Origin of the sequence: Flavobacterium arcticum (genome assembly GCF_003344925.1) — a bacterium.
Taxonomy (GTDB): Bacteria; Bacteroidota; Bacteroidia; order Flavobacteriales; family Flavobacteriaceae; genus Flavobacterium; species Flavobacterium arcticum.
On record NZ_CP031188.1, the window covers coordinates 1,017,582 to 1,031,115 of the forward strand.

At 36.1% G+C, this 13,534-nt stretch carries 14 protein-coding genes; all 14 read left to right on the forward strand.

All coding sequences use genetic code 11. The features are described from left to right. The first annotated feature begins 23 nt into the window (after nt 1-23). The 14 genes from DVK85_RS04605 (at nt 24) to accC (ending at nt 13,534) form a co-directional block, all read left to right on the forward strand. Nucleotides 24-1,067 carry a 2Fe-2S iron-sulfur cluster-binding protein gene (locus DVK85_RS04605; RefSeq protein ID WP_114677310.1) on the forward strand — a complete coding sequence of 348 codons (1,044 nt, stop codon included), beginning with the start codon at nt 24-26 and terminating at the stop codon, nt 1,065-1,067. A 3-nt stretch (nt 1,068-1,070) separates the two neighbouring features. Beyond that, nucleotides 1,071-2,102, forward strand: a complete 1,032-nt coding sequence (nuoH, locus tag DVK85_RS04610; RefSeq protein ID WP_114677311.1) for an NADH-quinone oxidoreductase subunit NuoH — start codon at nt 1,071-1,073, stop codon at nt 2,100-2,102. A 59-nt stretch (nt 2,103-2,161) separates the two neighbouring features. Further along, nucleotides 2,162-2,707 (forward strand): NADH-quinone oxidoreductase subunit NuoI, encoded by a 546-nt coding sequence (gene nuoI / locus DVK85_RS04615; protein WP_114677312.1) that lies wholly within the window; start codon nt 2,162-2,164, stop codon nt 2,705-2,707. A gap of 1 nt (nt 2,708) precedes the next feature. After that, nucleotides 2,709-3,215, forward strand: coding sequence for an NADH-quinone oxidoreductase subunit J family protein (locus DVK85_RS04620; protein WP_114677313.1), 507 nt, complete (start codon nt 2,709-2,711; stop codon nt 3,213-3,215). A 1-nt stretch (nt 3,216) separates the two neighbouring features. Next, nucleotides 3,217-3,537: an NADH-quinone oxidoreductase subunit NuoK gene (gene nuoK / locus DVK85_RS04625; RefSeq protein WP_114677314.1), complete on the forward strand. Its 321-nt coding sequence runs from the start codon at nt 3,217-3,219 to the stop codon at nt 3,535-3,537. A gap of 6 nt (nt 3,538-3,543) precedes the next feature. After that, nucleotides 3,544-5,436: an NADH-quinone oxidoreductase subunit L gene (nuoL, locus tag DVK85_RS04630; protein WP_114677315.1), complete on the forward strand. Its 1,893-nt coding sequence runs from the start codon at nt 3,544-3,546 to the stop codon at nt 5,434-5,436. Nucleotides 5,437-5,446: 10 nt separating this feature from the next. Continuing rightward, nucleotides 5,447-6,889, forward strand: a complete 1,443-nt coding sequence (locus DVK85_RS04635; protein ID WP_114677316.1) for a complex I subunit 4 family protein — start codon at nt 5,447-5,449, stop codon at nt 6,887-6,889. 12 nt (nt 6,890-6,901) lie between these two features. Next, a complete protein-coding gene (locus tag DVK85_RS04640; protein ID WP_114677317.1) occupies nt 6,902-8,302 on the forward strand; it encodes an NADH-quinone oxidoreductase subunit N in 1,401 nt (466 codons plus the stop codon). Nucleotides 8,303-8,416: 114 nt separating this feature from the next. Further along, nucleotides 8,417-8,863 (forward strand): KTSC domain-containing protein, encoded by a 447-nt coding sequence (locus DVK85_RS04645; RefSeq protein ID WP_114678982.1) that lies wholly within the window; start codon nt 8,417-8,419, stop codon nt 8,861-8,863. Between the two features lie 411 nt (nt 8,864-9,274). Further along, nucleotides 9,275-9,496 (forward strand): DUF2188 domain-containing protein, encoded by a 222-nt coding sequence (locus DVK85_RS04650; protein ID WP_114677318.1) that lies wholly within the window; start codon nt 9,275-9,277, stop codon nt 9,494-9,496. A gap of 22 nt (nt 9,497-9,518) precedes the next feature. Next, nucleotides 9,519-10,586 (forward strand): hypothetical protein, encoded by a 1,068-nt coding sequence (locus DVK85_RS04655; RefSeq protein ID WP_114677319.1) that lies wholly within the window; start codon nt 9,519-9,521, stop codon nt 10,584-10,586. After that, nucleotides 10,583-11,506, forward strand: a complete 924-nt coding sequence (gene cap12 / locus DVK85_RS04660; protein WP_114677320.1) for a CBASS system CD-NTase-associated NAD(+) hydrolase Cap12 — start codon at nt 10,583-10,585, stop codon at nt 11,504-11,506. The genes DVK85_RS04655 and cap12 overlap by 4 nt, the downstream gene beginning before the upstream one ends. A gap of 95 nt (nt 11,507-11,601) precedes the next feature. After that, nucleotides 11,602-12,087, forward strand: a complete 486-nt coding sequence (locus DVK85_RS04665; RefSeq protein ID WP_114677321.1) for an acetyl-CoA carboxylase biotin carboxyl carrier protein subunit — start codon at nt 11,602-11,604, stop codon at nt 12,085-12,087. A 4-nt stretch (nt 12,088-12,091) separates the two neighbouring features. Beyond that, a complete protein-coding gene (gene accC, locus DVK85_RS04670) occupies nt 12,092-13,534 on the forward strand; it encodes an acetyl-CoA carboxylase biotin carboxylase subunit (RefSeq protein WP_114677322.1) in 1,443 nt (480 codons plus the stop codon).

Genomic DNA, 13,534 nt, shown 5'->3' on the forward strand with positions numbered 1-13,534 from the left:
TTATCTTTCAAACTATATAGAATATGAAAGTAACAATAGACGGTCAAAGTATAGAGGTAGAACCAGGGACAACCATCCTACAGGCGGCTCGTATGATAGGTGGCGAATCTGTTCCGCCAGCAATGTGCTATTATTCTAAGCTAAAAGGTAGTGGTGGTAAATGCCGTTGCTGTCTTGTAGAGGTGTCTAAAGGTAGCGAAAGAGACCCTAGACCAATGCCGAAACTAATGGCATCGTGTGTAACAGGTGTTATGGACGGTATGGAAGTAAACAGTATTTCTTCGCAAAGAGTATTAGATGCAAGAAAATCAGTTACTGAGTTTCTACTTATCAACCACCCGTTAGACTGCCCAGTATGTGACCAAGCTGGTGAGTGCGACCTGCAAAACCTTAGCTTTAAGCATGGTGCTGGTAAAACACGTTTTATTGAAGAAAAGAGAACTTTTGAACCTGAAAATATAGGTCCAAACATACAGTTGCACATGAATCGTTGCATACTATGTTACCGTTGTGTGATGGTTGCAGACCAACTTACAGACGACAGGGTACATGGTGTAATGAACAGAGGTGACCATTCGCAAATATCTACTTGTATTTCTAAAGCTATAGATAATGAGTTTTCAGGAAATATGATTGATGTTTGTCCTGTAGGTGCACTTACTGATAAAACATTCCGATTTAAGCAAAGGGTCTGGTTTAACAAACCATTTAATGCTCATAGAGATTGTGATAAATGTTGCGGAAAAACAACACTTTGGATGTTTGGCGACGAAATACAAAGAGTTACAGGACGTAAAGATATTTACCATGAAGTAGAAGAGTTCATTTGTAACGAATGTCGTTTTGACCATAAAGATCCTAGCCATTGGGTTATTGAAGGACCTCGTAAGTTTGAAAAAGGTTCGGTTATTAATCAAAATAACTATACTCAAAAATTAGAAAAAGTGACTATTGAAACCGAACATAACATTCTGTTGGGTAGAGAGCAGGACAGAAAAAAAATAAGTATGCCCGATGTGCCACTTACAGAACAAGGAAAGAAAAAACTTAAAGAAGGTAACGTATAAATTATGAACGAAGCTATCATCATAGAAAAGAGCGTTATTATTATTGCAGTATTTGCCCTTACCATGCTAATGGCGATGTACTCTACGCTTGCCGAAAGAAAAATCGCAGCTTGGTTGCAAGATCGTGTAGGTCCTAACCGTGCAGGTAAAGGCGGTATACTACAACCCCTTGCCGATGGTTTAAAACTATTTGCTAAAGAGGAATTTGTACCTAATACAGAGAATAAATTTTTGTTTTTTGTAGGTCCTGCAATATCAATGAGTATGGCACTAATGACAAGTGCTGTTATTCCTTGGGGAGACAAACTTCACCTTTTTGGTCGTGATATTATACTACAAGCTACTGATATTGATGTAGCAATACTATATGTATTCGGAGTACTATCAGTAAGTATATATGGTATTATGATTGGTGGATGGGCATCTAATAATAAATTCTCGTTGATGAGTGCCATGCGTGCTGCATCACAAATGATATCATATGAAGTAGCAATGGGGTTATCTATCATCGCACTTATTATGATGACAGGAACACTTAGCCTTCGCGAAATTGCTGCTGGACAGGAAGGAATGAACTGGAATGTTTTTTACCAACCAGTAGGTTTCCTTATCTTCTTAGTATGTTCGTTTGCAGAGACTAACCGTACACCGTTTGACCTTGCAGAATGTGAGGCAGAACTTATAGGAGGTTACCATACCGAATATTCTTCTATGAAAATGGGTTTTTACCTGTTTGCAGAATATGCGAGTATGTTTATATCATCTACTATTCTTGCCGTGCTTTATTTTGGAGCATACAACTACCCTGGTATGAGCTGGATGGAAGAAAATGTAGGCGTTAATATTGCTAACATAATAGGTATGTTTGCATTGTTTGCTAAATTGTGCTTCTTTATATTCTTTTATATGTGGGTACGATGGACGGTGCCAAGATTCCGTTATGACCAGTTAATGCGTTTAGGATGGAAAATATTAATACCTCTATCTATAGCAAATATTATTATTACAGGTATTGTTATATTATTAACAGAGTAACCTAAAAATAAAATAGAATTACAACTACCTGTATGTAAAACAGGTTAACAATTATACAAATGTCAATAGAGACCATATCATTATCGGGAAGAAAGAAGGAGGTTTCCAACAAAAAGATGACCTTTTTGGAGAGCCTTTACCTTGTGGCGATATTTAAAGGATTGATGATCACCATAAGACACTTATTTAAAAGAAAGGTGACTATTAAATATCCTGAAGAAACAAGATCACTTAGCCCTGTTTATAGAGGACAACATATGCTAATGCGTGATGATGAAGGCAGAGAACGTTGTACTGCCTGCGGACTTTGTGCATTATCTTGCCCTGCTGAAGCTATCACTATGAAGGCTGAAGAAAGAAAACCTGAAGAAAAGCACTTGTACAGAGAAGAGAAATATGCTTCTATATATGAAATAAATATGCTTCGTTGCATTTTTTGTGGACTTTGTGAAGAAGCTTGTCCTAAAGAAGCTATTTTCTTGACAAAATCGAGAGTTATGGTAAAATCGGCAACTAACAGAGAAGATTTTATTTACGGAAAAGATAAACTGGTTATGCCTCTTGATATGGCAATTAAGAACACACCAACTAACGCGGCAAACTAAGATGATAACAACAGTATTCTATATTTTATCGGCGATTACTTTAGCTACTGCGTTTTTAACCATCTTTAGTAAAAACCCTATACACAGTGCTATTTATCTTGTACTTTGCTTTTTCTCTATTGCAGGACATTATCTTATGTTCAATGCTCAGTTTTTAGCAATAGTACACATCATAGTATATTCGGGAGCTATCATGATATTGATGCTCTTTACCATAATGCTCATGAACCTCAATAAAGAGGACGAACAGCACAAGTCTATACTTACCCGTATTGCGGCAACCATTTCTTTTTGCCTTATAGCATTTGTATTACTGGCTACCTTTATAAAAGCACAACCAGCAATAATGGAGTATAAAAATTCGGGCGAAGATTACCAATCTATTCAAGTATTAGGACAAGTATTACTCAACGATTATATGGTTCCGTTTGAGTTTGCCTCTATACTGCTTTTGGTATCAATGATAGGTGCAGTATTATTATCTAAAAAAGAACACATTAACGACTAATATGGAAAACATTTTACAACAGATAGGTATCGAAAACTACATTTATCTTTCCACATTGCTTTTTTGTGTAGGGGCATTTGGAGTGCTTTACAGGAGAAATGCCATTGTAATGTTCATGTCAATCGAAATTATGCTTAATGCAGTAAACCTTCTATTGGTAGCTTTTTCTACTTACCATCAGGATGCAGCAGGACAAGTTTTCGTATTCTTCTCTATGGCAGTAGCCGCAGCAGAGGTAGCCGTTGGGCTTGCCATATTGGTAGCCGTGTACAGAAACATGAAGAATATTGATATTGATAATTTAAAGAATTTAAAAGGATAACGCCTAATGGAGACTAATTTGGCTTTACTATTACTATTAGCCCCCTTAGCAGGGTTTTTACTTAACATTTTTGCAGGAAAAAAACTGAGCAGAAATTTATCGGGCACATTAGGCACTTTGGCCGTGGCGGTATCATTTGCAGTTACGCTGTTTTTCTTCATGCAAGTAAGCAGTACCAAAGAACCTGTAATGGTTAACCTGTTTAAATGGATGACACTGGATAACTTTAGTGTTAACTTTGCTTTTCAACTAGACCAGCTATCATTGCTATGGCTAATGTTTGTTACTGGTATTGGTACACTTATACATGTATATTCTATCAGTTATATGCATAATGATGAAAATATGCATAAGTACTTTGCTTACCTAAACCTTTTCATATTCTTTATGCTTATGCTAGTTATGGGTAGTAACCTACTTATAATGTTCATCGGATGGGAAGGCGTTGGACTTTGCTCTTACCTACTTATTGGGTTTTGGTATAAAAATCAAGACTTTAACGATGCTGCCAAGAAAGCCTTCATCATGAACCGTATTGGTGACCTTGGTTTCCTTATTGGTATATTCATTATAGGGTACCTTTTCCATAGTGTAGATTATATAGATATTAAAAATGCTATTGCTTCAGGAAGTTTTAATGTAAACGATGTTACAAACATGACATGGTTAGGCGTTGCTACACTATGCCTGTTTATAGGAGCTTGTGGTAAAAGTGCTCAGATACCATTATACACATGGTTACCTGATGCGATGGCAGGACCAACACCGGTTTCGGCATTAATACACGCTGCTACGATGGTAACCGCAGGTATTTTTATGATTACCCGAATGAATTTTGTTTTTGACCTTACACCAGATGTTCAAAATATAATTGCCATAGTAGGTGCTGTTACTTCACTAGTTGCTGCTACTATAGGCTTAATGCAAAATGATATTAAAAAAGTACTTGCTTACTCTACTGTATCACAATTAGGGCTTATGTTCCTTGCGCTTGGATTAGGAGCTTATGAAATAGCTGTTTTCCATGTAATAACACACGCTTTCTTTAAGGCTTGTTTATTCTTAGGTTCAGGTTCGGTTATACACGCTATGAGTGGCGAGCAGGATATGCGCAACATGGGTGGTCTTCGCAAAGTAATGAAGGTAACCTTTATTACTTTCCTTATTGCTACACTGGCAATATCAGGTTTACCGCCATTCTCTGGTTTCTTCTCTAAAGACGAAATATTAATGACAGCTTTCCACCATAACAAACCACTATGGGTTATTGGATCAGTTGCCTCTATAATGACAGCATTTTACATGTTCCGATTACTATACCTTACTTTCTTTAAAGATTTTAGAGGAACAGAAGAACAGAAAAACCACCTGCACGAATCGCCATCACTTATTACTTTCCCGCTTATAGTACTTGCCGTACTTGCTTTAGTGGGTGGTGCTATAAGTTTACCAGGCAGTAGCTGGCTAAACGAATACCTTGCACCAATTATAAGCCATCCGGCAGAGCACCACGCATTGGGCACTACAGAGTATATGCTTATGGGAGTTGCAATTGTAGGTGCATTAATAGGTATAGGGTTAGCATATGCTAAATACATCAAAAAATCATTTGTACCTGTACCAGATAATGAAATAACAGGATTTGCCAAAATAGTCTATAATAAATTTTATGTAGATGAAATTTATAATACAGTTATTGTAAAACCAATATATGCTCTAGGTGCTTTCTTTAAGAATATTACCGAAGTTGCTTTTTCAGGCTTTATATTTGGGCTTGGTAAAGTTGCCAACGCAATAGGTGCACAAGGAAGAAGTGCACAAAACGGAAGCGTAGGTTTATATCTGTTTGTATTTGTATTGAGCGTATGCTCTATAATAGCTTATATCTTTTTAAAATAATTCATACCTGATGGACGTATCATTTATACTCATTATTCTATTATTCGGAGCAGTTGCTACTTACTTTGTGGGCGATAAATGGGCTTCTAAAGCCGCATTAATATTTAGCACCGCAGCATTTGCAGCCACCCTTTATGTGATATATCGCTACAATATGGGCGAAAAGGTAAGCTATTTACATACTTGGATAAAAAGACCTCGCGTACTATTAAACTTTAGTGCCGATAGCTTATCGCTTGCTATGGTTGCGCTTACCACAGTGCTTACACCAATAATTGTATTAACATCTTTTGGGAATATGTTCCCAAAAACAAAAGCATTTTATGCTCTTATCCTGTTTATGGCATTTGCTATGGTAGGTACATTTTTAAGCACAGATGGTTTAGTATATTATATTTTCTGGGAATTATCATTAATACCAATATATTTCATAGCTCTTATATGGGGTAGCGGCGATGCCGAAAGCAGAAAAAAAGCAGTTGTAAAATTCTTTATCTACACCTTTGCAGGTTCGCTGTTTATGTTGGTTTCGTTTATATACCTATATACTAAAACAGGAAGTTTCCTTAACATTCACTTATATAAAGCACACCTATCGGAAACAGAGCAATTTTGGATATTCCTTGGATTCTTTTTAGCTTATGCTATCAAAATCCCGATTATACCATTCCACACATGGCAGGCTAATGTGTACCAAAAAGCTCCAGCCGTAGGTACTATGCTACTATCGGGTATTATGCTAAAAATGGCATTATACAGCATCGTGAGATGGCAATTACCTATAGCGCCACAAGCAGCAGCAGAATATAAATATATCTTTATAGCCCTGTGTATTGCAGGTGTTATATATGGCTCTATACTTGCTCTGAAACAAACTGACCTTAAAAAATTATTAGCCTACTCATCTTTAGCACACGTTGGGCTTATTGCAGCAGGTGCTTATACGCTTACTATCGACGGGCTTCGTGGGGCTTTCTTGCAAATGATAGCGCACGGTTTTGTAGTAGTTGGTTTATTCTACGCTGCCGAAATTATATCGCGCAGGTACAACACAGGAGAAATTGCAGATATGGGCGGCATCAGAACACAAGCGCCAAAATTTGCATCTATGTTTATGATATTGGTTATGGCATCCGTTGCGTTACCATTAACCTTTAACTTTATAGGAGAATTTGAGGTACTATATAGCCTTGCCCAAACTAATATTTGGTTTGCTGTTTTTGGCGGTACTACCATTATACTTGGTGCATTTTATATGCTGAGAATGTTCCAGCAAGTAATGCTTGGCGATAAGGGTACAAAAGTATTTGCCGATATTACATTTGGCGAAGGCTTTGTATTTGCACTTATCATCGGGGTACTATTATTTTTCGGAATATATCCAAGCCCGATTGCCGACTTTATTACACCAGACCTACAAAAGGTATTATTACAAATTAATCAGATTAATTAAGCTCATATAACAATGAATACATTAATAGCTATTGCAGGATTAGGGATTTTATGCCTTATAGCTGAAATTTTCAATTTAAGGAAAGCCATTGTTCCCGTTACTATTATCGGGCTATTGGCAATACTAGGGCTTAACGTATATGATTATATGGAGCTTGGTCTAAACGCTGCCATTACCGATCGTAGTGAAGGCTTTTATAATAACATGATTGTTAACAACAGTTTCGGTATGGCATTTACTGGGCTGTTTATAGTGCTTACTATCTTTTTAGTAGCAATGACACCCGAGTTTCATAAAGAACACAAAGCTAAAATATCCGACTTTGTTGCTATAAAATTATTCTTGCTTGCAGGGGCTGTAGCTATGGTATCGTTTGGTAACCTTGCTATGTTCTTTTTAGGTATCGAAATTTTATCTATATCACTATATGTACTCGCTGCAAGTGAGCCAAAAAACATAAAAAGTAACGAGGCTGGTATGAAATACTTCCTTATGGGGGCTTTTGCATCGGGTATTTTATTATTTGGTATTGCGCTTATTTATGGTGCAACAGGCTCGTTTGACAATGCTGCTATTTACAGCGCCGTATTAAGTGGCGATTTACCAGGTTGGTTCTTTATAGGAATAGTGATGCTTACTATAGGCTTATTATTTAAAATTGCTGCTGCACCTTTTCATATGTGGGCACCTGATGTTTACCAAGGTTCACCTGCACTAAACACTGCTACCATGAGTACACTAGCAAAAGTAGCTGCTATGGCAGCTTTCTTTAAGCTAATGCGCAACCTTAACCACGAAGTACCAGGTAGCTATATTGCCATTATCATAACAGTATCTATACTATCTATGACGGTGGGTAACTTTATGGCATTAAGACAAACTAACGTAAAGCGTATGCTTGCTTTCTCTGGTATATCTCATGCAGGTTTTATGCTTATGGTATTACTAAACCCTCCTGCTATGTCAGGGGTATTGTTCTACTACGCTTCGGCTTATGCACTTGCGGGTATAGCAGCGTTTGCCGTAATACTATATGTTACTAGTAATAAAGAGAACGAAGATATTTATCAGTTTAACGGACTGGGTAAAACCAATCCTGTTATGGCAGCTACACTAACCTTAGCATTACTATCTATGGCAGGTATCCCTATATTATCTGGGTTCTTTGCCAAGTTCTTCTTGTTTAGCGAAGTAATAAAATCAGGACATATAGCTATAGTAATAGTAGCCGTAGTTAACTCTATAGTGAGTGTAGGCTACTACTTTAAGCTAATACTAGCCATGTACAGCAAAGACGCTACAGAAAACACTCAGAAAGCACCTACGGCATACAGCATAGTCGCAGTAGTATCTATACTGCTTACTATTGCCATTGGGCTTTATCCTGATGCTTTATTAAGTATATTAAAGTAATATTATCTTTCACGATACACAGGTGCAAAGCTGAAAAATATAATGTACCTTTGCGCCTTCTAAGACAAACCTCCTATGAAAATAGGTGGTTTTTTATTTTGCAACACCATGAACATGAAAAAAATTGTTGAGTACAGAAAGTTACTCGACGTTACTAAGGCAGCAACCCTAAAGGAGCTGAAAACCATTTACAGGAACAGCATGAAAGAATGCCACCCAGACACCTGTACTACTGAAGAAGAAACACTGGCTGCCGAAGAAAAAAGCAAGGCAATTATAGAGGCATACCACTTCTTGGTAAGTGTTGCTCCTGAAACTGCCGAGAAAAACCAAGCAGAATATACCAAGACTACAAAAGAGTCTGGGATATTGGATTTTTATATGGAAAACCAAGCCCTATACATCAACTTTGTAGATGGTAGCAATTATGAATACTTTGGTGTACCAAGAAACACCTACATCAAGATGGTAAATGCCGAGTCGCCAGCACGTTTTGCTCGTAGACACATTTATGGAACATACTTATACCGCAGTGCTATTAAAATAGTAGCGGGAGAGTAAAACCTCATCGATATAAAAACAACAAAAGCCTCCTAATTGGAGGCTTTCTGTATTTATAAACCATGACATATCTTAACGTCATATTGTCATTTTTTCAAACACAATTGACACAATGTCATAGTTTTTTATAACCTAGATATATATCTAGGTTATAAATTAATTTATTTTCTATATTTTTTTTTATAAAACGCGAAAACGATATAGTTGGCACAAAACTTGAACTAAAAAAAACGTTAAGATAATTGTAAAATCTCCCCAAATTACAATTAAGCAGTTAAAAGAAAGGACTATTGCTATTTTAATACAGGTACAAATATAATATTATTTTTCATCCTACAAAATCTTTAACTCTCTCCTTTCCGGTTATTCGCTAAATACCGAAAATTTAGTATAATCAAAATTTTTAATAACATGAAAAAAAATCAACATGTTGTACCCCATCAAGATGGATGGGCAGTAAAAGGTGAAGGTAACTCAAAAGCAACAAAAGTTACAAAAACACAGACAGAAGCTATTGAATCAGCAAGAAAAATTGCTAAAAATCAGGAATCAGAATTGTTCATTCATAAAAAAGATGGAACAATTCGAGGTAGAGATAGCTATGGTAATGACCCTGTAGAAAGTAAAGGATAATTAATAATTTAAAGATTTTTGTATGAAAAAAAATTACACGAATTTAATTCAAAAAGTTAAAGAAAGAAGTAACCCTGAAAACTTACCTATTAGAAGGTTACTTTTTGAAAGTGCAGGCATACCTTATACAGATGTAGGTCAATATGTTAAACTTGCAATGGCAGGTGTTCCTTTAGAATATACTAATAATAGCAAGGCTGCTGCGAAAAAAGTAATGGTTCACTTAGAAAAATTACACGACAAAAATATAGAATTTAGATTTCAAGGATCCGTTGAAACCAATACGCATATTTTAAATGATAATGATATTGATCTTTTACAAATTTCGTTGCAATCTTCAACAGTAGACCGTGCCAGCCTTAAAACAGCATTAGATGAATCATGGAAATACACCAACAAAGAGTATAAAAACCTGAAAGAGCATTCTGATAATTTTACTTTATATGGAGGAGATCAGCTTTCAGATTTAGGGAAGATTCGTATTAAGTCCGAAGAAACTTTACAGTCAATCTATAAAGATGTGGACATTTCAAAACCAAAAGCCATTGCTGTTGAAGTCAAAACACCTCTTAGAAAAGTAGATGTTGCTACTGCTGTCTATTATAAAGCTATACCCTATATGAAATCTAACAGCGAACACAAAAAAGGTATACAAATTTATAATAAAGAAACTGACAGTAAACTACCCGTAGAGTTTCCTTTTTGGAGTATCAAAAGAATTAATGAAAAAAGTATCTTATCTAATGGGAGACTTAAAAAAATGATTCGTTTTTTGAAAAATATTAAGTGTGATACTTCACAAATAACAGGAAAACCAAAAATATCAAGTTTTGACATTAATGCTATTTGCTATGATATAGATCTAAAAATATACGATTCATCTAATTACTTAGAATTAGTCATGATTTTGTATAATCAAATATCTTTACTTGCTTCTGATGAAAGCTATAGAAATAATTTAAAATCAGTAGATGCACAAGAGTATATTTTTAGGTCAAACCCTGAAAAAGTAAGTGAGCTTTATATTTTCAAATCAGAAATTGATGCAATATTATCCGATATCTATTCATTAAAATTAATCGCTGTATGAAAAAGAAAAAAATTTTTATAGGATGTTCTAGTGAAGAAATAAAAATTGCTAAAATAGTAGAAGGCTTCCTTGATAAAGATTATGAGGTAACAATTTGGGATGAAAAAATTTGGGATAAGGCAGTTTTCAGATTAAACAACAATTTCTTAAATGATTTATTGAAAGCTAGTTTAAAATTTGACTTTGGTATTTTAATTGGTACTCCAGATGATAAACTAATAAAGCGAGGAAATGAAGTTTTATCTGCACGTGATAATATTTTGTTTGAATTAGGCTTATTTATTGGAAGATTGGGTATTGATAAATGTGCTTTTTTAGTGGATTCATCAGTAGAAGTGCCTACCGACCTAAGTGGTATATACATTGCCAAATACAATATAGATAATATAACCGATAAGATTAAAGAGGTCAAGCAATTATTTGATAATAGTTCTATTAATAAGTTTAATTTTTTTCCTTCAAATACTTTAGCTTTTGGTTATTTTGAAAATTTCATAAAACCTTTATGCAATGAGTACTATAAGAAAAATCAATTTGATATAGAAGGTATTAAATATAGTATTTGTAGCATTCAAATAATGATTCCAAAAACTCTATCGGAAGACCTAAATCTACAGTTTCAACAAATCAAAAATAAAATTGGAGTTGAAGAAAAATGTATTCCTGCCTTAGGTAGAAGACGAAATTACAATGTAGATGTGAAAAAATTAGAGAAAAATCAATTAGAAATCTTAGACTTTCCATCTACACTTACAGGTATAAATTATGCAATAAGGGAACTCCTCCCTGACGAATATAATGAAAATGGTGAAGAATATAAGCAAATATTAAATCGGGAATTAGAACGGTTTGTCCATACTTTGCAAAGCCTAATAAAGAGAAATGGATTTGATGGTCTTGTTTCTATTAAATATAATTAATTAAAAGCCTGGTAAAAATCCAGGCTTTTGCACACTTACACCCCCCGAAAACGTTTTCTTTTATTTATATTTACAGCTCCAAAATCAACTATCACATGAGTAACGCTTACAAACTTACGGTAAACGGCACTACTACTTTTGATGTTAACGAAGCGCAACTTTCGCAGCTCGATGCCATTAGTACAGCACCGAACAATTACCATATTTTAAAAGACAGTAAACCTTTTAAAGCAGCCACTACCCAAACAAATTTTCTTGCAAAAGAATATACCGTTACGGTGAATAATAACACCTATACTGTAAACATTGCTAATGCGCTCGATGAGCTTATTGTAGCAATGGGCTTCGAGATAGGCGCTGCAAAACAGGTAAACGATATAAAAGCACCTATACCGGGGCTTATACTCGAAATAAATGTTACCGTAGGACAAGAAGTACAAGAAAATGACAACTTACTCGTACTAGAGGCAATGAAAATGGAAAACACTTTCCAATCGCCAAGAGCTGGCGTTATTAAGTCTATTGCAGTAAGCAAAGGCGACGCTGTAGATAAAGGTCAGTTACTAATAGAATTTGAATAGCACTATGAAAAAGATACTTGTAGCCAATAGGGGCGAAATTGCCATAAGGGTAATGGAAACCGCAAAGAAAATGGGCATTAAAACCGTTGCTGTTTTCTCGACCGCCGATAGAAATGCACCCCATGTAAAACTTGCCGATGAAGCTGTTTGCATAGGCGAAGCACCATCAAACAAATCCTACCTTTTAGGAGATAAAATAATAGAAGTAGCCAAATCGCTTAACGTAGATGGGATTCACCCTGGATACGGATTTTTGAGCGAAAATGCTACGTTTGCCGAAGCCGTAGAAGCTAGTGGTATTACCTTTATAGGACCACGCTCTAAAGCTATCCGCATAATGGGTAGCAAGCTCGCTGCCAAAGATGCCGTTAAGGGGTATGACATCCCTATGGTTCCCGGTATAGACGAAGCAATTACTGATGTGGCAAAAGCTCAACAAGCAGCCGTAAACATTGGTTTCCCTATCCTGATAAAAGCATCAGCAGGTGGTGGTGGTAAAGGAATGCGCGTGGTAGAAAAAGAAGCCGATTTTGTTCCGCAAATGGAACGCGCTATAAGTGAGGCTACCTCAGCCTTTGGTGATGGGTCTGTTTTTATCGAAAAATATGTAGGCTCACCACGACATATCGAGATACAAGTTATGGCAGATAGCCATGGCAATATCATTTACCTTTTTGAAAGAGAATGTAGCGTGCAACGTCGTCACCAAAAAGTGGTAGAAGAAGCACCAAGTGCAGTACTTACACCCGAAATCAGAAAAGCCATGGGCGAAGCTGCCGTTAAAGTAGCAAAAGCCTGCGATTACTTAGGTGCTGGTACAGTAGAGTTTTTATTGGATGAAAATAAAAACTTCTATTTCCTAGAAATGAACACCCGCCTACAGGTAGAGCATCCCGTTACCGAATTGATTACAGGACTTGACCTTGTAGAGCTACAAATAAAAGTAGCACGTGGCGAAGCACTCGATATTAAACAAGAAGACTTACAAATAAACGGTCATGCACTAGAACTTCGTGTATATGCCGAAGACTCACTAAATGACTTTGCGCCAAGCGTTGGGCATTTGGATATATATCAAATTCCCGTAGGCAAAGGCATACGTGTAGATAATGGTTTTGAGCAAGGTATGGATGTACCTATTTATTATGACCCGATGCTTGCCAAGCTAATTACCTATGGCAAAACACGTGAGGAAGCTATCGAACTAATGATAGAAGCCATTGCCGATTATAAAGTAGAAGGTATTAGTACTACCCTACCCTTCGGTACATTTGTGTGCGAACACGAAGCATTCCGTTCAGGAGATTTCGACACGCATTTTGTAAAGAAATACTACGATGCCGAAAAGCTAAAATCGCAAATGGACAACGAAGCAGAAATTGCTGCCTATGTTGCCCTGAAACAATATTTGGAAGACCAGAAAATTTTACGACTGCCAATACAGTAA

Bases quoted from the DNA above. Each gene is read 5' to 3' on its own strand.
- DVK85_RS04605 (WP_114677310.1), top strand. From the start codon at position 24: ATGAAAGTAACAATAGACGGTCAAAGTATAGAGGTAGAACCAGGGACA.
- nuoH (WP_114677311.1), top strand. From the start codon at position 1,071: ATGAACGAAGCTATCATCATAGAAAAGAGCGTTATTATTATTGCAGTA.
- nuoI (WP_114677312.1), top strand. From the start codon at position 2,162: ATGTCAATAGAGACCATATCATTATCGGGAAGAAAGAAGGAGGTTTCC.
- DVK85_RS04620 (WP_114677313.1), top strand. From the start codon at position 2,709: ATGATAACAACAGTATTCTATATTTTATCGGCGATTACTTTAGCTACT.
- nuoK (WP_114677314.1), top strand. From the start codon at position 3,217: ATGGAAAACATTTTACAACAGATAGGTATCGAAAACTACATTTATCTT.
- nuoL (WP_114677315.1), top strand. From the start codon at position 3,544: ATGGAGACTAATTTGGCTTTACTATTACTATTAGCCCCCTTAGCAGGG.
- DVK85_RS04635 (WP_114677316.1), top strand. From the start codon at position 5,447: ATGGACGTATCATTTATACTCATTATTCTATTATTCGGAGCAGTTGCT.
- DVK85_RS04640 (WP_114677317.1), top strand. From the start codon at position 6,902: ATGAATACATTAATAGCTATTGCAGGATTAGGGATTTTATGCCTTATA.
- DVK85_RS04645 (WP_114678982.1), top strand. From the start codon at position 8,417: ATGAAAAAAATTGTTGAGTACAGAAAGTTACTCGACGTTACTAAGGCA.
- DVK85_RS04650 (WP_114677318.1), top strand. From the start codon at position 9,275: ATGAAAAAAAATCAACATGTTGTACCCCATCAAGATGGATGGGCAGTA.
- DVK85_RS04655 (WP_114677319.1), top strand. From the start codon at position 9,519: ATGAAAAAAAATTACACGAATTTAATTCAAAAAGTTAAAGAAAGAAGT.
- cap12 (WP_114677320.1), top strand. From the start codon at position 10,583: ATGAAAAAGAAAAAAATTTTTATAGGATGTTCTAGTGAAGAAATAAAA.
- DVK85_RS04665 (WP_114677321.1), top strand. From the start codon at position 11,602: ATGAGTAACGCTTACAAACTTACGGTAAACGGCACTACTACTTTTGAT.
- accC (WP_114677322.1), top strand. From the start codon at position 12,092: ATGAAAAAGATACTTGTAGCCAATAGGGGCGAAATTGCCATAAGGGTA.